Genomic DNA, 23,380 nt, shown 5'->3' with positions numbered 1-23,380 from the left:
GTCCGGTTTAGAACGCGCCCGCCACCGTTACGCGAAAAGTCAGCGGCTCGACCGGGTGCAGCACGTAGTCCATCACGCCGTTCTGACAGACCGCTGATGGAGCGGTACCGCCGTTGCAGAGATTGGTGAGCGTGTCGGTCTTGAGCAGCGAGCCATAGGCGTAGGTGATCTGGTTCGCCTTGGAGTTGAAGAGATTGAGCACGTCGAGCTGGATGCGCCAGCCATTGTCGATGCGATAGCCGAGGCGGGCGTTGAAGACACTGGTTGCGGATGAGCGAAAGGCGTTGTCTTCCGTCAGCGGGCTCGACGCCAGATAGCGCCAGCGCAAGGTCCCGAACCAGCCGGTCTTCTCGCCAAGCGCGATGCCAGCGGAAGCCACCATCGTCGGAGCGTTCGGAATGTAATTGCCGGGCGCATTGCCGATCTGCGCCGCGGGATAGCCGCCGAGCGAGGCATAGGCCTGCGCCTGGTCGCTGTCATAACCGCGAAAGCGCGCATGCGTCATCGCCAGATCGGCGCCGATGTCGATCCAGGATTGCGCGCGATAATGGTTGGTCCACTCGAAACCGTAACGACGGCTGGCGCGGGTCGCCGAGGTGTCGCCGGCATCACCGGAGAACAGGATCTCGGAATCCTGGTCGAGAATGAAGACGCTGAACGAGAAATCGAGGCCGGGAATGATCCTCGTGCGGACGCCGATTTCGGCACCCCTGGTGCGCACCAGCAGCGGCGATGGCGAGAGCCTTGTGGCGGGATCGCTCGGGTCTTCCGTCGTCGTCGCACCGCGCGCGTCGTTCGAGTGCATGCCGTAGCCGGCGCCGATGAAGAATTCGGTCTGGTTGAAAGGCCCGAGCACCATCCTGAATTTCGGGCTGCCGAGCGACGCATCGACGTGGCCGGAATTGCTCGAATTGAACAGCGAGGTGACGTCAGCCACATAATATTCGCCGCGCCAGCCGACAGTGGTCCGGAGCCAGTCGCTCCAGTGCACGGTATTCTCGGCATAGACGCCGACGCTGCCTTCGCCGACCTTGTCACTGCGGATGCCGGAGAGAAAGCTGCGCTGAAACGTGTTGGAGAGCGCCAGATCGATCGCATCGTAGCGCGATTGCAGGCCGAAGGTCGTTTGCATCGGCAGTCCCGTGAAGGAGCCGTTCAGCGTACGCGAGATGTTGGCGCCCGCCATCAGGCGGTCGTCATGCTGGTGGAACTGATCGCCGAACACGGGATCGTTGAGGAAATAAGTGAAATTGTTGAAGAGATCGAGCTGGCTCTTCACGACATAGGCATTGGCCTTCCAGGAGCCTGCATCGTCGCTCTGCGCCACGCGGCCCGAGAGCGCGAAGCGGTTGGTGTTGCCGCCGTCGCTCGGGTCCTCCGAGCCGAACCGGTCGAGCAGACCGCTTTTAATCGCGCGCTGCGGCACCTGGTCGGTCGAATTCCAGGTGTTCGCATAGGCCATGCCGGTGACGGACACACCGTCCGTCGCGGTGCCCTGGCTGTAGCGCACGAGTCCGTTTAGCTTTCGCACATTGTCGGGATTGTCCCAGGGGGCCGTTGTAGGTGCCGATCTCGCCGGCGACGAGCAGTGACCCATCGCCGACTTTCGCGGAGTCCATGCCGAGCAACCGGCGATAGCCAAAACTGCCAACGGTGATCTGCGCGAGGCCCTCTTCAGTGCGATCGATCAGGCTGATGTGGATGCTGCCGACCGAGGCAAAATCGCCCTCGTCGGCGAAATACGGCCCCTTGCGCACGTCCATCGCGGCGATGGTTTCCGGGATCAGCCAGTTGAGATCGGCATAGCCTTGCCCGTGCGCGTGGGTCCGCATGTTGACGGGAACGTCGTCGACGGTGATCGCGAAATCGGTGCCGTGGTCCAGATTATAGCCGCGCAAGAAATACTGGTTGGCTTTGCCCTCGCCGGAGTGCTGGGTCACGATCAGGCCCGGCACGGCTTCGAGCGCCTCGCCCGGTCGCATGAAGGTGCGGGCATTAAGCGCTTCGCCGGAGACGGTGAGCTCGCTCGCCATGCCTGGCGGGCCCTTTGCGCCGGAGGCGACGCTGACGGCGACGCTGGCGGCGTACGACGCCGGAGCTGGGGTCGGCTGAGCGATGACACGGCTGATCGCGGCCGGTCTGCTCGCGCGTCGTGGGATCGACGGCTGCTTTTGACGCGGTGTCTCGCCGCCAGTGACCTGGATCGGTGGCAGCTGGTGCGAGGCGTCACTATCCTGTGCAATGGTCTCGCCGCCATCTGCGAGAAGGACGAAAGCCGAGAGTGCCGTCCGCGCGCCGCAGCGACGGCCGAGCTCAGCCCGCCTCGGTCGCATCGGCGCATTCCAGGACTTTTGGCGCGGCACGGCGCTCGTCATCCGCAGACATGCGACGGTAGAGCACGGCGGAGACGAGCCAGGCGATCGCAAAGAGTGCGATCACCGCGAAGCCGACATTGGCGAGCGACTCGTTGAGCGCATCGACCAGCGCCCACAAGCCGCCGGAAAGACCGAGACGTTCGCCGATCAGCCCAAGCGCCTCTATGCCGCCGATGAACAGCGCGACCGCGACGGAAGCGCCGGTGATGGTGAGGTTGTACCAAAGCTTTCTTAAGGGATCGACGAAGGCCCAACGATAAGCGCTGACCATCAGCGCGGAGTCTGCGGTGTCGACCAGCGCCATACCGGCGGCGAACAAAGCGGGGAAGACCAGGACGTCGGCGAGCGAGGCGCCGTGCGCGGCCTCGGTGGCAGAGATGCCGAGCAGGCCGATCTCCGTCGCGGTGTCGAAGCCGAGCCCAAACATCAGTCCGAGCGGAAGCATGTGCCAGGGCTTTGTCACCAGGCGGAACATCGGGCCGAGCAGGCGCGCGAGAAAGCCACGGTTCGCAAGCAGCGCATCGAGCTGCGCGGCGTCATGAACGCCCTGCTCCCGCGCGACGCGAAACGTCCGCCACAGGCCGACGAAGATGGCAAAGTTGATGGCTGCGATCACCAGCAGGAACAGCGCCGACACCGAGGTGCCGATCAGACCGCCGATATCCCTGAGCAGGCTGTCGCCGCCAAGGCTGACCACGCCGAGGGCGAGCAGCATGGTCGCGATCACGACAACGCTGGAATGGCCGAGGGCGAAATAGAGGCCGACGCTTCGGGGCGCTTCGCCCGCCTGCATCAGCTTGCGCACGACATTGTCGATGGCGGCGATGTGGTCGGCATCGGCGGCATGGCGCAGGCCGAACACCCACGCGAGCAGCGCGGTGGCCATCACCGTGGGCCGGTCGGCAAACAGCGCGAAGGCCCAGATCCATGCGGCGATGTTGGCGGCGATGAGCCCGCCGAACAGCAGCACGGGGGCGGGCTCGACCGCTCGCAAAGTCCATCTCGTCACGAAATTTATCCCGCCGCACGCCTCATTGCGTCAACGGTATGATATTTTCATAGAATGATCATACGGACCAGTGCAATCCCGGGCGACCGGGACAGTTTTCGTGCATGGCCGCGCTACGCGGCCTCAGCGCCGCCGAGATAGGCGTCGCGGACGCGAGGGTCATCCTTCAGCGCGCGCGCCGAGCCGGACAGCACGATCTTGCCGGTCTGGAGCACATAGGCCTCGTGCGCGATCTCGAGCGCGAGGCTGGCGTTCTGCTCGACCATGAACACCGAGACGCCCTCCTGGTTGATGGTGCGGATCAGCTCGAGTACGCGATCGACATAGAGCGGCGACAGACCCATGGTCGGCTCGTCCATCACGATCATCCGCGGCCGGCTCATCAGCGCGCGCGCCATCGCGACCATCTGCTGCTCGCCGCCGGAAAGCGAACCAGCGCGTTGCGACAGTCGCTGGCCGAGCTTCGGGAACAGCGTCAGCATTTTGTCGAGATCCTGCGCCACCGCGTCGCGGTCGTTGCGCACGAAGGCGCCCATCAAAATGTTCTCGCGGACGCTCATATCCGCAAACAGCCGTCGCGCCTCCGGCACCGAGGCGATGCCCCGGCGGACGATCTGCGGCGTGGTGAGGCCAATCAGCGAGGCGCCGTCGAACGTCACCTCACCCGAGCGTGGCTTCACCAGGCCGAGAATGATCTTCATGGTCGTGGACTTGCCGCTGGCATTGCCACCGAGCAGGCAGACGATGTGACCGCGCGCAACCGTGATCGAGAGATCAAAGTGCACCTGGGCCTGGCCGTAGAAGGTGTTGATATTAGACAGCGTCAACAGAGGATCGGGTGTCGTCATGCCGCACTCTCCTGCTCGGCCGTCCCCGACAGGCCGTGGCCAAGATAGGCCTCGATCACCCTGGGATCATTGCGGACCGCCTCGCCGGCGCCTTCCGCGATCTTCTTGCCCTCGTCCATGACGATGACGCGGTCGGAGAGGCGCATCACCATCTCCAGCTTGTGCTCGATCAGCAGGATGGTCAGCCCTTCCGCCTTCAGCTCGGCAACGAGGCCCTGCATCTCGGCGGTCTCGCTCGGATTCATGCCGGCGGTCGGCTCGTCGAGCAGCAAGAGGCGTGGCTTCAGCGCCAGTGCGCGCGCGATCTCGACGCGGCGGCGGTTGGCGTAGGACAGGCTGTAGGCGGGCTGGTCGATCCGCGGCAGCAGCCGTTCGCCGAAGCGGGCGAGAATGGCCTTCACCTCTTCGCGCAGCCGCTCTTCCTCCGCCTTGACGCTGGCTGGCCGCAGCAGCGCCAATCCCAATTCCAGCAGCGGGCCGATGATCGGAACGGCCGGCTTCACCGCACGCAGCCGCGTATGCGCACCGATCAGCACATTGTCCATGACGCTGAGATTGCCGAAGACGCGGCCGAGCTGGAACGTGCGAGCGATGCCCTGGGCCGCGAGTCGCTCGGGCGAGAGACCGGTGATGTCCCGCCCTTCGAAACGAACATTGCCGGCATCAGGCCGATCGAGCCCGGTCACAAGATTGAACAGCGTCGTCTTGCCGGCGCCGTTGGGGCCGATGATGCTGATCAGCTCGCCCCTCGCGAGATCGAGATCGATGCCGTCGACGGCAGTCAGGCCGCCGAAACGGCGCGTCAGCCCACGCAGGGATAGAAGCGTATCCGCCATCAGATCGTCCCCAGCAGGCCCTGCGGCCTGAACCGCACCAGCAGCAGGAGCACGATGCCGTAGATCAGGATGCGGTACTCTGCCGCGATCCGGAACACTTCCGGCAGGCCGACCAGTGCCACCGATCCGACGACCGCGCCGACGACATTGCCGAGCCCACCGAGGATCACGACCGTCAGCGCCAGGATGGATTGCTGCGTGTTGAAGGTTTCGTGGTTGATGTAGGAATAGAGATGCGCGGCGATGCCGCCGCTGACGCCGGCGGCGAACCCGCCGAAGATGAAGGCGAGCGATTTGTAGCGGTTCAGGCTGAGGCCATAGGCGCGCGCGGCGATGTCGTCGTCGCGAATGGCGCGAAAGCTGCGGCCGAGATGCGATGAGAGCAGGCGCGCCTGGAGCAACGCAAGTGCGACCATCACGATAAAGCTGAACCAGTAGATCGACGTTGGGCTGATCAGCTCATAGCCGAACAGCGACAGCGGCGGGATGCCGGAAATGCCGATGGGGCCGCGCGTGACGCTTTCCCAGTTCAGGATCACCAGCGACACGATCTCGCCGATCGCGAGCGTCGCGATCGAGACGTAATGCCCGCGCAGGCGGAACGACGGCGAGATCAGCGCGGTGCCGAGCGCGGCACTCATCAGGCCGCCGGCAATGATGGCGAGGCCGACAGGGACGGAGAAAGTCAGTGACAGCAGCGCGGAGGTGTAGGCGCCGATTGCGAGCAGGGCCGCGTGTCCGAGCGAGACCTGGCCGATCGTGCCGGCGACCAGCGTCAGGCTGAGCGCGAGCATGCCGAGCAGCCAGGCGTTGATCAGGGTCTGGAGCACGTAGAAAGACACCGGGAAGAACGGCAGGATCGCAAAGCCGCCGACCGCGACCAGCAGGGCCCAGCGCGGAATCCGCACGGGCCGGCTCGGCGCGATGAAAGTGCCGGTGAGCGGCTCCGGCGGCGCCTGCCGCGCGCTGGCGAACAGGCCGTTGGGCCGCAGCACGAGCACAACGACCAAAAGCAGGAACGCGAACAGATTGCGGTAGCTGGTACCGAACACGGCGACGCCGTAGCTCTCGACGAGGCCAAGCAGCAGGCTGCCGACCACGGCGCCCGGCACATTGCCGGCGCCGCCGACGACTTCAGCGACGACGCCCTTGAGCGTCGCCTGAAGGCTCATCGCGGTGTCGATCTGGTTGTAGTACATGCCGACCAGCAGGCCGGAGACACCACCGAGCGCAGCCGCAATGCCGAACACAGCCTGATTGACGCGGTTGACATCGACGCCCATCTGCATCGCCGCATCGCGGTCTTGGGAGGCCGCGCGCACCGCCCAGCCGAGCTTGCTGTAGCGCAGGAACACGAACAGCAGAATCGCGCTGGTGAGGCCGACACCGGCGATCAAGAGATCAAGCGGCCCGATCGTGCCGCCGCCGACCTGGAAGCGCAGGTCCGGCAGCTGGCTCGGCAGCGCGCGCGGATTGGGCGAGAAGGTCAGCATCACCAGCTGATCGAGCACGAAGCTGATGCCGATCGTCGCGAGCAGCGGCGCGATGCGCACCGAGTTCTGGAGTGGACGCAAGCCGAAGCGCTCGATGATCAGCCCGACCAGCGCAGCCACCACCGCCACCACAATGATGGTGAGAGGCAGCGGCGTGTGCAGCTGCACCACCGCGACCCAGCCGATATAGGCGCCGACGAGATAGATCGACCCTTGCGCAAAGTTGATCAGCCGGCTGACGCCGAAGATCAGCGCGAGCCCGACTGCAACGAGGGCGTACACATTACCGACGATCAGCCCGTTGATCGTGTAGTCGAGCCAGGAAGACACGCAGCGTTCCTAATAAAGGGAGAAAGGCCGGAGCAACGGCTCCGGCCATCATGTCAGGTCGGCTTGCCGTCCCAGAGCGCGAACTGGCCCTTGCGCACGACGAGCTCGGCATTCATCGCGCCTTTGACGCGACGGCTCGCGACGTCGAACGTCGCCGTGCCGAAGATGACGCTTGAGACATCCTTCACCTTCGTGAAGGCATCGCGGATGGCGCGGCGGTCGGTACCGCCGATCTTGACCACGGCGGCCGCCATGTTCATCGCGTCATAGGCATAGGCGTTGAAGGCGTCGGGCTCGAGCCCATTGTACTTCTTCTTGAAGCCCGTGATGAATTTCTGCACCTCGGGCCGCGGGTCTTCCGGGAAGTAGCGCGTGCCAACATGGACGTCCTCGACGGCCTCGCCGCCAAGCTCCAGGAACTTCGGCGAGTAGACCGAACTTGCCGCGCAGATCACCTGCTTCAGTCCGACCTGGCGTGCCTGGCGCGCGATCAACGCGCCATCCGAATAATAGGAGATCAGGATCAGCCCGTCCGGATTGGCGTCGCGGACGCGAACCAGCGTCGAGCGGAAGTCCCGCTCCTCCGCGATGTAGGCCTCAGTGACTGCGATCTCCGCGCCATATTCCTTGGCAGCGTTGGTGAAGTAGTCGCGGCTGGTGCGGCCCCAATCGGTATTGAGGTGCAGCACGGCGAGCTTCTTCAGGCCAAGCTTCTTCACGGCATAGGCCGCCAGCAGCGGCTGCTCGTCGGCCTGGCTGACGGAGGTGCTCCACATGAAGTCGCCGCCCTTGGTGAAATCGGGATGCGAATTGGTGAAGCCGAACTGCACCAGCCCGCCGCGCTGATAGATCGGCGAGGCCGCCATCGAGGCTGGGCTCGAGAAATCGCCGAGCTCCAGGACGATTTTGGGATCGGACACGAACTTCTGGGCGATCGCGACCGACTGGCGCGGATCGCTCTGGCTGTCCTCAAAGCTATAGGCGAGCTTGCGGCCGTTGACGCCGCCGTTCGCCAAGATCTCGTCCAGCGCGAGATCGAAGCCCTGCTTCCATTGCGTGCCATATTGCGCGTTCGGTCCGGTCAGCGGACCGCTGACGCCAAGCAGGATCGGCTCGGAGGTGTCAGCGAAGGCGGCGCGCGAAAATGTTGTTCCCGCCATCACGGCGGCAAGCGAGCCCTTGACCAGGGTTCGGCGATTGATGTTGCTCATGCACGGCTCCATCCCGTCAGATGTTAGAGATAAATGGCAATTCTTGTGCCAGTGAAGATGCCTATTTCGAGGGCTCGCCGAGCGACAGCATCAGCCGGTTCGCCCAGTTGAAGAACGACGCGCCGTTGATGACGTCGACGATCTCCGCATCGTCGAGACCGGCGCGGCGCAGCTCCGCGATGTTGTCCGGCCCGAACGCGATCGGCGTCGCGGCGAGCGCGACCGACGCCTTGACGACGGCATTCCAGCACTCGCCGAGATCGGCGCCCACGCCTTCGTCGAGCAGCCGCTGCACATCGTCGCGGCGCTTGGAATAGGTGCTGGCAAATCGCGCATGGACGGACGCACAGTAGATGCAGCCATTGTAGCGCGAGGTGGCTGCCGCCGCGAGCTCGCGCTCGGCGCGCGGCAGGCCGTCAGCGACGTTGTAGAAGATGTCCTTGTCGGTCTTGGTGCGGGCTTCCAGCACCTCGGGATCGCGCACCAGCAGCCGGAAATATTCGGACTTGGCACGGGACCGATCCACCAGGCCGGCGAAATGCCGCTCGGTCAGCTCGGCCTCGGGCAGCGGCTCGATCCAGGACACCCATCCGAGTTCATCCTGGGTGAAGACGACGGGCGGATTGACGGTGGCGCTCATGATGCAGCTTCCTCTTAAGCGTTCACCGCGGCGAGCGTGCGCAAGCCGCTGACGACGCGCACCTGAAACGACAGGAACGCGACGAGCTGGGACAAGGTGACAATGCCGGTGTTCGACCAGCCGGCGGCAAGCAGCGCCTTCATGTCGGCCGACGCTGCGTCGCGCGGCCGGAACACCAGCAAATGCGCATGTTCGAGCGCCGCGACGAGCCGGCCCCCGAGCGCCGACTTGCCGTTCGCACTGACGCGATAGATCAAGCCGGCCGTGTTCTCCGCCGACAGCGGGCCTGCTGGAAACGAGCCATACGGCCCCGAGGTCTTGCCCCGCGCGATCTCGGCGTCGATCGCCTCGACCAGCGCCGCGCCATTCGCACTCGCCGCAAGCTTCGCGCGATAGAAGGCGGTCACCGGGGATTCGCCATGGAGACCGACAACGAAGAATGCGACCGCAGCACGCTCCGCAAGCGAGACCTCGCTGGCGTCAATCGGCTCGAACAACGAGAGATAGCTCTTCTGCGCGTTGTCGCGCGCCTGCACGCGCTTCGCGCGGATGGCGTCCAGGGCCGATCCCGGTTCGATCCCGGCGAGCGTGTCAATGATATCCTTGGTACTCATCATGCAGCCTCATGCAATTCCGCGAAATCCCGATCAGCCCGCCAGGGCCACATCGGGCGCTGTTTTGGTCCAGCCCAGCGCCGGTGCGACCTTGTCCGCGACCAGCTCGATCGAGCGCAGGATGTAGGGGTGCGGCGGATCCACCGAATGCGCCTGGAACACGAGATCGGTCACCCGCTCCAGCGTGGCGTCGGCACGCAGCGAGGCTATAACGTCGTCGGCCGCACCGACATGGGTGTCAAACGCCGTGATCATCTCCTCCAGCGTCTCGCCCGGAGGAAGGTGACCGCCCTTCATGAACTGCGGCAGCGCACGTCGCAATCCAATGTCAGCAAGACGCATCGCTTCGCGGCGATCGTCGGCGACGAAAATGCTGCGCGACGCCATGATGCGCGGCTCGCAGCCCGGTGGCAGCGCCTCGAGATAGGCATCGATGACCGGATTCTGGATCTCGGCAAGCGTAGCCTTCGGCGCGTCCTTGCTCCGCGGCTGGGTGCGCGACAGCAGCAGGCCGTCGCCGGCTTTGCCGGCACGTGCGCCTCCCGCCACAGAGAATGTTGCCTGCCAGATCCGGCCGTCCAATTGCGGGCGTTGCGGATAGAGCGTATCGCCGCCGACCAATGGTTTCCCGGTCAGCGCGGTCCGCACGACCTCCAGATTGCGTGCAAAGATATCGTTACGCTGGGCGCTGTCGAGGCCGAAGGCGGCAAAGGCGGACGGGTTGCCGCCTGTGCCGACGCCGAGCTCGAAGCGGCCGTTGCAGAGGAGATCGAGTACCGCGGCGTCCTCCGCCACCCGCACCGCGCTCTCCAGCGGCAAGGTGACGATGCCGGTGCCGAGGCGGATGCGCGAGGTCTGCGCGGCGACGTAGCCGAGGAAGGTGAAGGGCGACGGCAGTCCGCCCTCGCGCTCGTGGAAATGGTGCTGCGCAATCCATGCGGAATCCAGACCCGCCTTCTCGGCGCGCACGATCTGCTCGGCCGCGAAGCGATAGCGTTCCGCCGGCGGCGCCTCGTCGAGCAGCCGCGTGAAGAATCCCAGTCTTTTCAGGTTTGCAAAGCGTTTCATACGACCCCTGCCGGGCGAGGATGGCCACAACAACCCCGATGATGTCGGTTGCCGTGGCCCGAGACAAGCGGGCATTGCGCAAAGCTGCCCGCCCGGATCGCGCCCCCGCGCTGGACCTTGGCTAGGCAGACTGCCTACCAACTCGGCAGCACCGCACCCTTGAACTTGGTCAGGATGAACTCCTTCACCTCTGGCGTGTGGTAGCTGTCGACCAGGATCTTGACCCAGGGCTTGTCCTTGTCGGCGGTTCGCACCGCGATCAGATTGACATACGGGCCCTTCGGATCTTCACGCAGGATCGGATCCTTGACGGGATCGAGGCCGGCCTGCGTCGCGTAGTTGGTGTTGATCGCGGCGGCATCGACATCGTCGAGCGCGCGCGGCGCCTGCGCGGCATCGACCTCGATGAACTTCAGCTTCTTGGGATTCTCGGTGATATCAAGCACCGTCGGCTTGAAGCCAACGCCCTCTTTCAGCTTGATCACGCCCTTGTCGCGCAAGAGCAGCAGCACGCGGCCGCCATTGGTCGGATCGTTGGGGATCGAGACCTTACCGCCCTCGGGAATGTCGGCGAAAGCTTTGTGCTTCTTCGAGTACACGCCGATCGGAAAATTCACGGTGAGGCCGACCGGCTCGATCTTGTAACCGCGATCGGCCTTCTGGTTGTCCAGATAAGGCTGGTTCTGGAACGAATTGGCCTGGATGTCGCCGGCATCGAGCGCGGCGTTCGGCACGACGTAGTCGGAGAACTCGATGAGCTGGATATCGAGCCCCTGCTTGGCGGCGACCGGCTTCACGGCCTCGAAAATCTGCGCATGGGGGCCCGGCGTCACGCCGATCTTGATGGTCTCGGCCGAAGCCGCGGCCGACCATGCGGCGAGCACGGTTGAGAGGATCAGGGCGGAACGAAACGACATCTTTGGTCTCCGTGAAGGCTGTGACAACGGTTGGAACCGTATTCCCCTGCCCGGAGTGCGAAATCAATGAAAAGAAAATTCCTATTTGCCGCCTGCCGCGGACAACGTTTCTCCGTGAGCAGTCAAATGGGAAACGAATCCAGGGTCAGGCACCGCGCTAGGCGCGTTGCTCGATCCGCCAGGTTGCCGGCGACAGCATGATCAGCACGCAGATCACGGCATAGGCAGCAAGCGACACCGTGACCATGGTGGCGAGCCCCGTCATTCCAGCTCCAAAGCTCGCAACCGCGATCCAGCCGCCGCCGGCCGCGATCAGGATCCGCGCGAGTGCGCCGACCAGCGGACCCATCGCGCGGCCGGTGCCTTGGGCGGCGAAGGACGTGACGAAACCAAAGCCGAGCGCGGCGTAGGCCGGCGCCACGATGCGCAGGTACGTCATGCCATCGTTGACGACCTCAGCGTCATGGCTGAAGAGATTGAGCCAGGCGGTCGGGAAGATCGCGACCAAAAGGCCGATTGTGCCCGTCATGATCATGCCGGCGGCCCCGCTGATCCAGCCGATCTTTTGCGCCCGCGCGGTCTGGCCCGCACCCATGTTGACGCCGACCATGGTCAGCGTCGCCGTGCTGATTCCGAACAGAAGCGGGATCATGATGTAGTCGAGCCGCGAGGCGATGCCGTAGCCGGCCAGCGCCGAGGTCCCGAACAGGCCGACCGCGCCGGTCACGAGGATGACGGTGAGGTTGGTCAGCACCGCATTGAACGCAGTGGGGATGCCGACCTTCAGCATGTCGCCGAAGATCTTTGCGCGCAGCGGCACGATGCGGAGCGTCAGCCCGGCGGCGCCCGACGACATGTAGCGCAGCAGGAACAGCATCGCCGCGCCATAATAGAGACCGAAGGCAATGCCGGCGCCGCCAATGCCAAGCCTCGGGACCGGTCCGAAGCCGAAGATCAGGAGCGGCGAGACCGGGATCGTCACGATCGCACCGATCAGCGTCACCAGCGCAGGCACCTTGACGTTGCCCGAGCCGCGCAATGCCGCCGCCTGGAGATTGACGATCCAGACCGGAATCGCGCCCGCGAAGAGATAGCTGGAATAGGTGACGGCGGCGTTGAGCGCCCCATCGCGGCCGCCGAGCGCGCGGAACAGCGCCGGGCCGCCGAGGGCTGCGCCCAACGTGAACAGCCCGCCCGCGATGATCGCGAGCACAATGGCGTGGAACAATGCCGCATCGGCATCGTTGCGGCGGCCGGCGCCGACCGCGCGCGCGACCGACGAGGCGACGCCGCTGCCGAACCCGCCATTCGACATCATGGTCATCAGCATGAAGATCGGGAACACCAGCGCGGCGCCGGCCAGCGCATCTGTGCCGAGATAGCCGACATAATAGGCCTCCGCGATGTTGACCGCAGTCTGCGCCACCAGGACCGTCACCGTCGGGAGCGCCAGCTTGAACAGTGTCGGCAAAATCGGCGCCGTCAGGAGCGCGGCGCGCCGCTGCTCACCCGCGCTCTGGGCCGCCGTCGCCGCGGGGCGAGGCGGGGCAGCGGTCCGCGCTGGAGGCTCCATTGCGGACAAGGGCGATGCGGCGACGTCCTCAACTGACATGCGTTACGGTCCTGTTCACGGGAGCCTGCCGCCCATCGGGCAGCTATTGCATTACGATCATAATTCATTATTATGGTCGTAATGCAATAGACAAATCACTCACGATCCTGTGGCCGCGCCTTCCGGGCGGGGCGGCAGGAGGGAGTCCAGCCCGATGCGCTACGAAAAGGGTCACAAGGACGAGACGCGCCGGCATCATGTCGGAGGCCGGCCTGACCAACGGCGCCTTCTACTCGCATTTCTCCTCCAAGGAGGATCTGGTCCGGGAGATGCTGACCGATGCGCTCACCCGACGCGAGGAGCGGCACAAGGCCAACCTCGAGACTGGTGTCGCCCTCGAGACCACGATCCGCGACTACCTCTCGACCCGGCATCGCGACCGCGCCGGAACCGGTTGCCCGACTGCCGCGCTCGTCGCCGAGATCGCGCGGCATCCGAAGGCGACGCGTGATGCCTTCACCGGCAAGATGTCCGACATTCTCTCGCTGGTGGCAGAGCAAATTCGTCATGGCTCGGCAGAGGAGCGCCGGCGCAAGGCGATCACGATCTACTCCACCATGGTCGGAGCTCTGCAATTGTCGCGCGCCGTCAACGACAAACAATTGTCGGAGGAGATCCTCGGGAACGCGGTGGACGCCGCAGTGGCGCTCGCGAACGGGCGTTGACGCATTCGCCGCCCGGACAGCCATCTGTGGCAATTTCCTGGCTGCGGCAATAAATCTCTTGCCGGAGCAACACAGCGAAACTTGATGTGCCCGCATCGACCGGGTTAGCGTCTGCGCGCGGCCTTACAACTTCCCCAAGTTCGTCTAGCTCGCACTGGACCGTCGCCTGAACCTGCTGTCAGGCGGCGGTCCGGTTACCGCTTCACCAGAAGCGGACATTATCGCGACGACCTACTCTATCCCTTCGACAGCCACCATGTGGCGCTCGGACGAGCCGATCGTGTACTTGAGAGCTTCGCTATATTCGGGCGAGTTGTAGCATTTTACTGCGGCATCGAGGCTCGGGAAGCGGGCAACGATGCTGCGCTCGTAATTGCCTCCCTCGAGGATCACCTGCTTTCCGCCGCGCGCGAGAAACACCCCTCCATGCTTTTCGATCGCAGGCCCTGCGAGAGCGGCATACTTCGCGTAAGTCTCAGCGTCGGTCACGTGAACGCGTGCGCACCAATAGGCAGACATGGATCTTCCTTTACGATTGGGAGGACTGGGTTGTGGAGGCGCTCGCGCCGCCGTGACGGTCGAAGCCGTTCATGCGTTCTAGCACGGCGCAGATCGAGGCAGTATCGCGCGCTGCAAAACCCATCTCCTCACCCGCGTGGTAGAGCTGCTCCGCGGCGGCATAGACCGGCAGCGAACATCCGAGCTCGGCGGCGAATCCTGAAATGATGGAGAGGTCCTTGAGATGCGTCCGGATGGTCGCGGTCGGGGTGTCATAGTTCTGGTCGCACATCAGCGGTCCACGCATCTGGAACATGCGCGATGTTGCCGCGCTGTCGGCAAGCGTCTCGTAGACCAGGCCAGGATCAATCCCAGCCTTCATGCCGAGCAGCATCGCCTCCGCCGCCGCGGCATTGTGAATCGTCACGAGATGATTGGCAATGTATTTCATGATGCTGCCGGTGCCGAACCGGCCGACATAGACCTGCCGTCGCGACATCCCTGCAAACGCAGACGCGCAGCGCACATAGGCTCGCTCGTCGCCGCTTCCGAGGATCACCAGATCGCCCGTTGCCGCCTGCGCCCCGGTGCCGCTGACAGGGCAGTCGAGCAGAATCTTTCCCGCGCTCTCCATCGCGGCGAGCGCCGCACGCTTTGCGGAGAGAGGCAACGTCGAACATTCGATCAAAATCTGCCCGGAGCCGCTCGCGCCGGTGACGCTAGCTGCGGCCTCTGCGAGAGCCGCCGCGCTCGGCAGCGATGCAAAACTGATCGCGGCAGCCTCCACCACATCCCTCGGCGACGACCGCGTTGTGCCGCCCATATCGGAAAGACGATCCCGTGCCGCGGGCACGGGATCGTAGCCGACCACGGCAAAGCCCGCCTTGATCAGGTTCCGCGCCATAGCGGAGCCCATGATCCCGATGCCGAGCATGCCGATCGTTTCAGTCATGACGTCTCGTTTCTACTTTTTGATTGACGTATCCGGCTTCAGTTCTGCGCGGCCTTCTGTGCATTGGCGAAGGGATAGACGAGGTCGCCGGACTTGTACTTCGGCGGGAAGATGATCACTTCCTTGCCGGCCTGGGTGAACTGCTGGATGTCGTTGCCCTTGATGTTGCGGAACTGCACCGCGAACATCCGTGGCTCGACCCACTCGCCGTCAGGGCCGAAGGTGATATCCCCGACCACGGTCTGGAACGTGTGGCCGTGGATGTAATTGATCAGCTGCTGCTGGTCGACGCCGCCGGTCTTGGTCACGGCTTCGCCTAAGATCTGGAGCGCCGAGTAGACGAACGCCGGCACGTAATAGCCGAGCGCGTCGACACCGACCTCTGCCGCCTTGGCCTGGTACTTCTTGAGCATGTCCTCGATGCCGGGGAATTTGACCGTCGGCTCGGGGATGTACTGCTCGAAGGAGAGGACACCGTTGAGGGCCTCGCCGAGTTGCTGCTTGATCGCCGCATATTGGGTGCCGACCATGGCGCCGCCGAACACCTTTGGCTCGAGGTTGATCTCGTGCGCGGTCCGGATGATGCCGACCGTATCCGACGGATAGGACGCGACGAACACCAGGTCCGGTGACGTCGCCTGCAGCGCCTTCAGCACCGGCGTGAAGTTCACCGTCGTCGGCGGATAGACCTTGTCGTAGACGATGGTGAGACCGAGCCGCTTGGCATGCATGCGGGCGCCTTCCAGCGCGTTCTTGGAGAATTCCGCGTCCGCCCCGACCAGCGCCACCGTGGTCGGCTTCGGGTCCATCGCCATCGCGTTCTCGAAGAAACCGCGGGTCAGTGCGTCCTTGCCGTTCGGCCCATAGGGCTGGATCTGGAAATAGCCGGGATATTTGAACTGCTCGTTGATGGCGAGCGCGAACATGCCCATCAGCAGCCGCTTGTGCTGAATGATCGTCGGCATCGCCGGCGCGGTCTGGTTGGTGTTGTTCGACAGCAGCAGATCGACCTTGTCCACATCCAGCAGCTTCGAATAGATGCCAGGCACGAGGCCGGGATTGCTCTGGTCGTCATAGGCCACGAGCTCGACCGGTCGGCCGAGCAAGCCACCGGCCTTGTTGACCTCATCGGCCCAGATCTGTGCGCCGAGCAGCGCCGCCTTGCCGTTGCCGGCAAGCGGGCCGGTCAATTGCATGCCGAATCCTATCTTGATCGGATCCGCCGCGCGCGCTGCGTCTGTGCACGAGTACGCTGCAATCATTGTCGAGAGCGCCAGTGTGACGCCCCTCAAGCCGTTCAGCCGAAACATCCTCACGTTTTCCTCCCTGTCATATTGTTTCGAGTTCTACATGCCGAGGTAATGCTGTCGTATCAGATCGCTTTGCTGCATTTCTTCGGGGCTTTCGCCGCGAAACGCGATCTCCCCGTGGACGATCACATAGCCCTTGTCGGCGATCCGCATCGCCTGCGTGAAATTCTGTTCCGCCATCAGCACTGTCAGATGATAGCGCTCCTTCAGCTGCGCGATCATGTCGATGGTGCGGCTGACAAACAGCGGCGCGAGCCCGACTGAGGGCTCGTCGACGATCAGGATGCTCGGCGCCGACATCAGCGCCCGCCCCAGCGCCAGCATCTGCTGTTCGCCGCCGCTCATCGTGCCCGCGAGCTGCGTGCGGCGTTCCGCGAGCCGCGGGAACGCCTCGTAGCAATAGGCCATATTGTCCTTCAGCCGCGCCCGCGCCGTGGGCCGATAGGCGCCGAGCAGAAGGTTCTCCTCGACCGTCAGGCGTGGAAAGAGCCGGCGGCCTTCCGGCACCAGCGCCACGCCGAGGTCGACGATCTCCTCGGTCTCCTTGCCGATCAGGTCGTGGTCCTTGCCATCGATGGTCGCGACGATGCGCCCCGAGGTCGGCCGCACCACGCCCATGATGGTCTTGATCAGCGTGCTCTTGCCGTTGCCGTTGGTTCCGAGCAGCGTCACCGTCTCGCGAGCGCCCACGTTCATCGACACGTTGTGGAGAACGCGGACCGCACCGTAGCCGGCATGGATATTGTCGATGCGAATGCTACTGGCCAAGATACGCCCCTATCACCCGCTCATCGGCGATGACGTCCTTCGGCGCACCGTCGGCGATCTTCTCGCCGGCGACGAGCACCACGAGCCGCTCCGAGAATGCCATCACGGCGCGCATGATGTGCTCGATGAAGATCACGGCAACGCCGCGCTTGTTGAGCGCGAGCAGCAGCGCCAGGATCTCGTCCACCTCCGAATGCGACAGGCCGGCAAGCGCCTCGTCCGACACCAGCAGCGTCGGATCTGTCGCCATGGCGCGCGCCAGCTCCAGCTTGCGCATCTCGACCTGGGTTAAATCACCGGGCAATCGATGCAGCTTGCCGCCAAGACCGAACTCGCCGAGCAAGTCCGTGCTGCGGGCCCGGATCTGCGGTTCGGTCAGGCGGTTGCCGCCCCGCGCGTTGACGGCATAGACCAGCGGGATGCGGAGATTGTCGAGCAGCGACAGGCTGTGAAACGGGCGCGGGAGCTGGAAGCTGCGGCCAAGTCCGAGCCGCGCGCGCCGGTAAGAGGATAGATTGTCGATCGCCCTGCCCGCAAACGCGATCGAGCCGCCATCGGTCTTCAGAGCGCCGCACAGGCAGTTGGTCAGCGTGCTCTTGCCCGATCCGTTGGGGCCAATCAATCCGAGCCGCTCGCCGGGCCGCACTGCGAGGTCGACATTGTTCAGCGCGACGAAACCGCCAAAGCGCTTGGTGATGCCCCGTGCATCGAGGATCAGCTCGTTCGCCGCCGCTGCGCTCGCCTCGATTGTCATTGGCCGCTCCGCTTCTCGGTCACGAGCATCGCGGCGAGCGGATTGGTCTCGGGGTCTGGCTTCTTGCCGCCCATGGAGCGGATCAATCCCAAAATCCCGTTCGGCGCAGCGATCACGAAGATCACGAGCAGCACGCCGACCACGAGCAGATTGACCGAAGACGAGATCAACACCGTCATGGCCTGCTGCATGGTCCCGAGCAGGACCGCACCGATCACCGGCCCGAGCCAGCTCGTGGTCCCCCCGACCAGCGGCATCGCGACACTGTTCACGGTATAGGCGAGGCTGAACGACGAAGTCGGCTCGACATAGGTCAGATAGAACGGCAGCGGCGCACCGGCCATTCCCATCAGGGCGCCGCTGATGGCGGCGGCGATCAGCTTGAGCCGCAGCACGGGAACGCCGGATGCAGCCGCCGCTGTTTCATCGTCGCGAATGGCGGCAAGGCCGAAGCCGAAGGTCGAGCGCTCGATCACGCGCGCGGTCACGACGGCAGCCACAGCAAGTACCGTCATGAGGAAGAAGAGATAGGCGACATAGCTGCCGAACACGGGCACGTCGCTCGGCCGCATGATGTAGATGCCGCGCGATCCACCGACGTAGTCCCAGTTGGTGATGAAGGTCTGGACCACGACGGAGAGCGCCAGAGTGGCGATGGTGAAATAGACGCCGCGCAGGCGGATCGTCAGATAGCCCATTGCAAGACCAACGGCCCCGCACAGCACGCCCGCAATGGGAATGAGCACCGGGATCGGCAAATCGAGCCATTTGTTCAGCGCCGCCGCACTGTAGAGCCCGATGGCGAGGAACGCCGTCGTGCCGAAATTAACGTAGCCAACATACCCGCCAAGGATATTCCAGGCTGTGGCCAGCACGACGTATTGCAGCACGAAATAGGCCGCGAACACATAGTATTCGTTAGTCACGAATAGGCTGCCGGCGACCAGCGCTATGCCGACCAGACAGGCGAGAGCGATGAACCGTCCGTTCGACATCAGGCTCTCCCGAACAGGCCGGCCGGCCTGACCACCAGCGCGATCAGCAGGAACCCGAATGCGATGGCGGGCGACCATGACGGGCCATAGAAGGTCGCCGTGATGCTCTCCGCGACACCCACGATCACGGCCGCGATGAAGGTGCCCGGCAGAGAGCCGATGCCGCCGAGGACGCAGATCGCAAAGATGCGGCCGATATAGTCGCGCCCCATGGACGGCTCCACCGGCTGGAGAATGATGAGGAAGGCGCCGGCCATCGCCGCAGTCGCCGTCGAGAGGCCGAACGCAATCCGCTTGATGCGAACGGGTGCCGCGCCCATGAGCTGAAGCGCAAACTTGTCCTGCGCCACCGCCATGATCGCGCGCCCGGTGAAGGTGCGCGTGAAGAACAGTTGCAGACCGACCAGGAGCAGGACCGAGGAGAGGAACGGAATCAGCATCCGAACCGGCAGCGAGACCGGCCCGAAATTGTAGGACGGCCCGATATAGGGCGCCTCGACCAGGCGATAGTCGACGCCGAAGATCAGCTGAAGCCCGACTTCGGTGATGAACAAGAGGCCGAAGAAGAACGCAAGGCCCCGGATCAACTGCGTTCCGCGCCGCTCGAATGCGATCTCGTAGGCGGTGTAGAGCAGCGTGCCCATGAAGTAGAAGGGAACCGTCGCCAGCACGCCGACCAGGATCGGATCCCAGCCGAACTTGGAATTGAGCACATAGACGATGAACGATCCGAGGAGGATGAGCGCCGGATGAGCGATGTTGCTGATGCCGAGCATGCCGAACGCAATCGAGATGCCGACCGCCATGGCCGCGTAGAAGCCCCCGACGAGAATCCCGGATACGATGGAATCGAGCAATAATCCTGCAACTTGTCCCATCCGCTCCCGGCCTCCTCCTGTTTGCGCACGCAATGGACGTGTTGTTCTTGTTTCGGCGGTGGCATGGAGGCGGGACTTTTCCGCCTCCATCGTTAGCGTCAGGGTATCAGCAACGACGACCCTCGGGTTGATCCGGCCTCGAGATCACGATGGGCCGTCGCCGCCTCGGACAGGGCATAGCGGTGTCCAATCATCGGCTTGATCACGCCCTTGCCGACCAGGTCGAACACCGCGGCCGCCGATGCTACCAGATCGTCGCGCGCGGCGATGTAGGTCGCAAGCGTCGGCCTCGTATAATAGAGAGATCCGTTCTTCTGGAGCAACGCTGCCTCGAGCGGCGGCGGCGCGCCGGTGGTGGCGCCGAAGGTGACGAAGAAGCCGCGCGGGGCGAGTGAGGCGAGCGTCGCCTCAAAACTGTCCTTGCCGACGGAATCATAGGCGACCGCGACGCCCTTGCCCCCGGTCAGTGCCTTCACCCGCTCCGGAATCCGTTCGGTCTTCCGATCGATCACCGCGTCGTAGCCATGCGAGAGCGCCAGCGCCGCCTTCTCTCCGCCGCTGGTCACGCCGATCATGCGCGCGCCCAGATGCTTGCCCCATTGGCCGGCAATCAGGCCGACGCCGCCCGAGGCTGCGTAGAACAGCACCTGTTGCCCCGGCTTCACCGGAACACACCGGTTCAGGAGGTACTCCGCCGTCATGCCCTTCATCAGCACGGCCGCGGCAGCTTCGTCGCTTACGGATTGCGGAATAGGCACGAGCCGGGCGGCCGGCATCACCCGGTGGGTTGCATAGGCGCCCGGTGCCGAGCCGCCATAGGCGATGCGGTCAGCGACCTTGAACTCGGTCACGCCTTCGCCGACGGCCTCGACGACACCCGCGGCCTCTGCGCCGACGCCGGCCGGCAGATCCAGCGCATAGGAGCCGTCGCGAAAATAGACGTCGATGAAGTTGAGGCCGATCGCGGTCTGCCGCATCAGCACCTCGCCCTTGCCGGGCGCGGCCAGTTCGACCGCCTCCAGTTTCAGGACATCCGGGCCGCCCTGCGCGGCCATGCGAATTGCCTTGGCTTTCGTACCCATGCAAGAATTCCTGTGTGCCAATGCTGCCCGCTTACGATGCCATCTTGATGTCGGCGCCCTGCGGAATCGTCAGCCGCACGCTATCGGGGACCGCGAGGGGCTTGTTGGCACTATCGAGGAACTCGACCGTGGTGAACAACAGGTCCGTGGTGCCGATATTCTCGACCGCATGCACCATATACTCGCCGGCGCCGAAGGCGAGATGCCTGGTCTCGCCCTTGTGGTGCTCGACATCGACGATGCGGCCATCCTCGAAATAGCCACGCGCCTTGCCCGGATTGTGCGCCGTCCAGAAATAGGTCAGCACGTGGCGATGGAATCCGCAGCGCTTCCCCGGCGCAATCGACAGATGCCAGACGCGTACGCGATCGGTCTCCGACACCAGCACGCTACCGACGCAGCCACTGTTGCGCCCCTCCTCATATTCGCGCTGCACTTCGACGGGCCAATGAGTACGGGGATTTGAGTCTGACATGAGCCGTTTCCTTCCAGATGCTAGCCGCTGTCGCAGCTACGCCACTTCCTTCTTCGTCTGGGTCACCACACCCCGCGTCCTGACCACGACTTTGATAGCGTCGTCGATGCGATTGCGCGCATAGTGCAGCGCCATCGGCAAATCAGCCAGCGGGAACGTGTGGGTATGGATCAGCGTCGCATCGAAACGCTTCGCCGCCATCAGCGCCATGGCACGATGCGTCGCGCTCTTGCCCTCGCCGCGAATGCCGTAAACGTAGACATTGTTCTTCACGAGAGCGCCAATATCGGCGAGCACCGGTTCGTGCGGAAACGCCGCAAGGCAGATCTTGCCGCCGCGATTGACCATCTTCGCCGCTTCGTTGATCGCCGTGTCGGTGCCGGCACATTCGACGACATAGTCGGCGCCGCGGCCCGTCATCTCCTTGACGACCGATACGAGATCCTCATTGCGCACGTTGACGACGCGATCGGCGCCGAGCTTGGTGCCGATGGCAAGCCTCGCATCGCGGGTGCCTGACAGGATCACCGGACTGGCGCCGAGTGCCTTCGCAACAGCCACAGCAAGAAGGCCTATGGGACCCGGCCCCGTGACGACAACGCTTTCGCCAGCGACGAGGCCGCCGAGTTCGGTGAGACCGTACATCGAGGTGCCGGCGGTGACGACCAGCGTTGCCTCTTCGTCGCTCATGTTGTCGGGCACGCGCGACAGCGTGTTGATGTGGTTGACGGCATATTCAGCGAAGCCGCCATCCGTGGTGAAGCCGTTGGCGCGATGGCCTTTGTCGACGTTGCCGTAGTTCAGGCCGTAATTGTGGCACGACGTGTACATGCCCTGCCGGCAGCGCTTGCACTGGCCGCAGCCTGCATGGATCTCGACCGTGACGCGCTCGCCGATCCTGTATTCATCGACGCCGGGGCCGAGTGCTGCGACCGTGCCCATATATTCGTGGCCGGGCGTGAAGTTCTTGTTGAAGGGCGGACCGCCCTGGATCAGCGCCGGCGTGCCGTGCTCGATGATCTCCAGATCCGTCGCGCAGATCGCGACAGCATCGATGCGCACCAGCACCTCCGCCCGCTTCGGCATTGGCACGGGCTTTTCGGTCAGGCGCAACTGGCCGGGGTCGCCCAGCACCCAGGCTTTCATCGTGTCGGGAATCGGCATGTCGGTTGACGTGTGAACGTCAGCAGCCTCGACCATCGCAACGATCCTCACCTATTGGTCAACCAATTTTATAATTGGCCTTTTGATTGGTTGAAGCCTCGCGTTCAAATCCATTGCTGTCAACGCCTAAATTTCAGAACTGTCGTTTTGGTCTTGCATTTATGAACACAATGCGCGTGAAATGCGGATTGGTTGATATTGGTTGCGAAAGAGGATTGAACCGGTGTTCGATTTGTTGGCTCGATTGACCGAAGGCGGTCCCGGCACGCGCCTTCCTCCAGAGCGGCAACTCGCAGCGCAGTTCGGCGTTTCGCGCAACGAGATTCGCAAGGCGCTCGCGCGGCTGGAATTGGATGGGCGCCTCTCGCGCGAAGTCGGCCGCGGCACGTTCATCCGCGCACCTGCGGAAGCCGGCACCTCGAATCTCGATGCGCTGCGCGACAGCACCAGCCCGCGCAATGCGATGGAGGCGCGGCTCGTGCTCGAGCCGGAGATCGCAAGCCTCGCCGCGGTCAACGCCACCTTCAAGCAGATCGAGGGGATGCGCGTCTTGGCGCGGCAGATGCGCGAGGCCGAAACGTGGAAGGACTACGAGATGCTGGACGGGCGGCTGCATCGCTTGATTGCGGAGGCCACCGCAAATCCGCTGCTGTCGGCGATCCATCAGACGGTCGACGACGTGCGGCGCGCCGTGGTCTGGCGATGGCTCGATACCAGGCCTAAGCGTCCGCCTGAAGACTACTCCTCCTTTGCCGAGCACGATGCGCTGATCGATGCGATCGAGCAGCGCGATCGCATCCGCGCGATGGAGGCGATGCGCCGGCATTTGCGGACCACCGTGGACAAGCTGATGGGAACGCAGGCCTGAGTTTCCCACAAAACCAAT

At 64.1% G+C, this 23,380-nt stretch carries 22 protein-coding genes and 1 pseudogene; 2 read left to right on the top strand and 21 right to left on the bottom strand.

All coding sequences use genetic code 11. From position 1 onward, the window contains the following. Window positions 1–7: 7 nt before the first annotated feature. The 11 genes and pseudogenes from ACPPVR_RS08615 to ACPPVR_RS08565 all read right to left on the bottom strand — a co-directional run bounded on the left by ACPPVR_RS08615 (window position 8) and on the right by ACPPVR_RS08565 (window position 12,953). Window positions 8–2,333: pseudogene (locus ACPPVR_RS08615) on the bottom strand (TonB-dependent receptor). After that, window positions 2,314–3,384 (bottom strand): HoxN/HupN/NixA family nickel/cobalt transporter, encoded by a 1,071-nt coding sequence (locus tag ACPPVR_RS08610; protein ID WP_426613798.1) that lies wholly within the window; start codon window positions 3,382–3,384, stop codon window positions 2,314–2,316. Before ACPPVR_RS08610 ends, ACPPVR_RS08615 begins: the two are co-directional and overlap by 20 nt. A gap of 113 nt (window positions 3,385–3,497) precedes the next feature. Beyond that, window positions 3,498–4,232, bottom strand: coding sequence for an ABC transporter ATP-binding protein (locus ACPPVR_RS08605; protein WP_426613797.1), 735 nt, complete (start codon window positions 4,230–4,232; stop codon window positions 3,498–3,500). Continuing rightward, on the bottom strand, window positions 4,229–5,068 hold the full coding sequence (locus ACPPVR_RS08600; RefSeq protein ID WP_426613796.1) for an ABC transporter ATP-binding protein: 840 nt from the start codon (window positions 5,066–5,068) through the stop codon (window positions 4,229–4,231). The genes ACPPVR_RS08605 and ACPPVR_RS08600 overlap by 4 nt, the downstream gene beginning before the upstream one ends. Then, window positions 5,068–6,891 carry an ABC transporter permease gene (locus ACPPVR_RS08595; protein WP_426613795.1) on the bottom strand — a complete coding sequence of 608 codons (1,824 nt, stop codon included), beginning with the start codon at window positions 6,889–6,891 and terminating at the stop codon, window positions 5,068–5,070. The genes ACPPVR_RS08600 and ACPPVR_RS08595 overlap by 1 nt, the downstream gene beginning before the upstream one ends. A gap of 53 nt (window positions 6,892–6,944) precedes the next feature. Then, window positions 6,945–8,102 (bottom strand): ABC transporter substrate-binding protein, encoded by a 1,158-nt coding sequence (locus ACPPVR_RS08590; RefSeq protein ID WP_426613794.1) that lies wholly within the window; start codon window positions 8,100–8,102, stop codon window positions 6,945–6,947. Window positions 8,103–8,163: 61 nt separating this feature from the next. Next, complete coding sequence (locus ACPPVR_RS08585; RefSeq protein WP_426613793.1) at window positions 8,164–8,742, bottom strand: alkylhydroperoxidase domain protein; 579 nt, start codon at window positions 8,740–8,742, stop codon at window positions 8,164–8,166. A gap of 14 nt (window positions 8,743–8,756) precedes the next feature. Continuing rightward, window positions 8,757–9,356 (bottom strand): CMD domain protein, encoded by a 600-nt coding sequence (locus tag ACPPVR_RS08580; protein ID WP_426616054.1) that lies wholly within the window; start codon window positions 9,354–9,356, stop codon window positions 8,757–8,759. A 33-nt stretch (window positions 9,357–9,389) separates the two neighbouring features. Next, window positions 9,390–10,424 (bottom strand): putative FMN-dependent luciferase-like monooxygenase, encoded by a 1,035-nt coding sequence (locus ACPPVR_RS08575; protein ID WP_426613792.1) that lies wholly within the window; start codon window positions 10,422–10,424, stop codon window positions 9,390–9,392. A gap of 134 nt (window positions 10,425–10,558) precedes the next feature. Beyond that, the gene (locus ACPPVR_RS08570; protein ID WP_426613791.1) at window positions 10,559–11,341 is read right to left on the bottom strand and encodes a MetQ/NlpA family ABC transporter substrate-binding protein; all 783 of its coding nucleotides are present in this window, start codon (window positions 11,339–11,341) and stop codon (window positions 10,559–10,561) included. Between the two features lie 157 nt (window positions 11,342–11,498). Beyond that, entirely contained in the window at window positions 11,499–12,953 is a 1,455-nt protein-coding gene (locus ACPPVR_RS08565) for an MATE family efflux transporter (RefSeq protein WP_426613790.1), read from the bottom strand. A 197-nt stretch (window positions 12,954–13,150) separates the two neighbouring features. Here ACPPVR_RS08565 and ACPPVR_RS08560 point away from each other — a divergent pair, with 197 nt between their 5' ends. Then, window positions 13,151–13,618, top strand: a complete 468-nt coding sequence (locus ACPPVR_RS08560) for a TetR/AcrR family transcriptional regulator (protein ID WP_426613789.1) — start codon at window positions 13,151–13,153, stop codon at window positions 13,616–13,618. A 231-nt stretch (window positions 13,619–13,849) separates the two neighbouring features. On the opposite strand, the gene ACPPVR_RS08555 is transcribed toward ACPPVR_RS08560, so the two are convergent. From ACPPVR_RS08555 to ACPPVR_RS08510, 10 genes are all read right to left on the bottom strand, one after another. Then, window positions 13,850–14,137: a DUF1330 domain-containing protein gene (locus ACPPVR_RS08555; RefSeq protein ID WP_426613788.1), complete on the bottom strand. Its 288-nt coding sequence runs from the start codon at window positions 14,135–14,137 to the stop codon at window positions 13,850–13,852. 10 nt (window positions 14,138–14,147) lie between these two features. Next, window positions 14,148–15,068: an NAD(P)-dependent oxidoreductase gene (locus ACPPVR_RS08550; RefSeq protein WP_426613787.1), complete on the bottom strand. Its 921-nt coding sequence runs from the start codon at window positions 15,066–15,068 to the stop codon at window positions 14,148–14,150. Window positions 15,069–15,106: 38 nt separating this feature from the next. Then, window positions 15,107–16,264, bottom strand: coding sequence for an amino acid ABC transporter substrate-binding protein (locus tag ACPPVR_RS08545; RefSeq protein WP_426613786.1), 1,158 nt, complete (start codon window positions 16,262–16,264; stop codon window positions 15,107–15,109). 150 nt (window positions 16,265–16,414) lie between these two features. Continuing rightward, the gene (locus tag ACPPVR_RS08540) at window positions 16,415–17,146 is read right to left on the bottom strand and encodes an ABC transporter ATP-binding protein (protein WP_426613785.1); all 732 of its coding nucleotides are present in this window, start codon (window positions 17,144–17,146) and stop codon (window positions 16,415–16,417) included. Next, a complete protein-coding gene (locus ACPPVR_RS08535; RefSeq protein WP_426613784.1) occupies window positions 17,136–17,900 on the bottom strand; it encodes an ABC transporter ATP-binding protein in 765 nt (254 codons plus the stop codon). The genes ACPPVR_RS08540 and ACPPVR_RS08535 overlap by 11 nt, the downstream gene beginning before the upstream one ends. Next, window positions 17,897–18,895, bottom strand: a complete 999-nt coding sequence (locus ACPPVR_RS08530; protein WP_426613783.1) for a branched-chain amino acid ABC transporter permease — start codon at window positions 18,893–18,895, stop codon at window positions 17,897–17,899. The genes ACPPVR_RS08535 and ACPPVR_RS08530 overlap by 4 nt, the downstream gene beginning before the upstream one ends. Continuing rightward, on the bottom strand, window positions 18,895–19,773 hold the full coding sequence (locus ACPPVR_RS08525; RefSeq protein WP_426613782.1) for a branched-chain amino acid ABC transporter permease: 879 nt from the start codon (window positions 19,771–19,773) through the stop codon (window positions 18,895–18,897). Before ACPPVR_RS08525 ends, ACPPVR_RS08530 begins: the two co-directional genes overlap by 1 nt. A 98-nt stretch (window positions 19,774–19,871) precedes the next feature. After that, a complete protein-coding gene (locus tag ACPPVR_RS08520) occupies window positions 19,872–20,855 on the bottom strand; it encodes a quinone oxidoreductase family protein (RefSeq protein WP_426613781.1) in 984 nt (327 codons plus the stop codon). 31 nt (window positions 20,856–20,886) lie between these two features. Continuing rightward, a complete protein-coding gene (locus tag ACPPVR_RS08515; protein WP_426613780.1) occupies window positions 20,887–21,330 on the bottom strand; it encodes a hypothetical protein in 444 nt (147 codons plus the stop codon). A 36-nt stretch (window positions 21,331–21,366) separates the two neighbouring features. Continuing rightward, a complete protein-coding gene (locus ACPPVR_RS08510; protein WP_426613779.1) occupies window positions 21,367–22,530 on the bottom strand; it encodes a zinc-dependent alcohol dehydrogenase in 1,164 nt (387 codons plus the stop codon). A gap of 187 nt (window positions 22,531–22,717) precedes the next feature. Between ACPPVR_RS08510 and ACPPVR_RS08505 the strand changes: the two genes are divergently transcribed. Then, window positions 22,718–23,362 carry a FadR/GntR family transcriptional regulator gene (locus ACPPVR_RS08505; protein ID WP_426613778.1) on the top strand — a complete coding sequence of 215 codons (645 nt, stop codon included), beginning with the start codon at window positions 22,718–22,720 and terminating at the stop codon, window positions 23,360–23,362. Window positions 23,363–23,380 lie beyond the last annotated feature (18 nt).

The sequence above is a fragment of the Bradyrhizobium sp. McL0616 genome (assembly GCF_049993385.1).
Classification (GTDB): domain Bacteria; phylum Pseudomonadota; class Alphaproteobacteria; order Rhizobiales; family Xanthobacteraceae; genus Bradyrhizobium.
The sequence above is the reverse complement of the archived record's forward strand: the minus strand, read 5'-3'. Positions and strand labels throughout refer to the sequence as shown.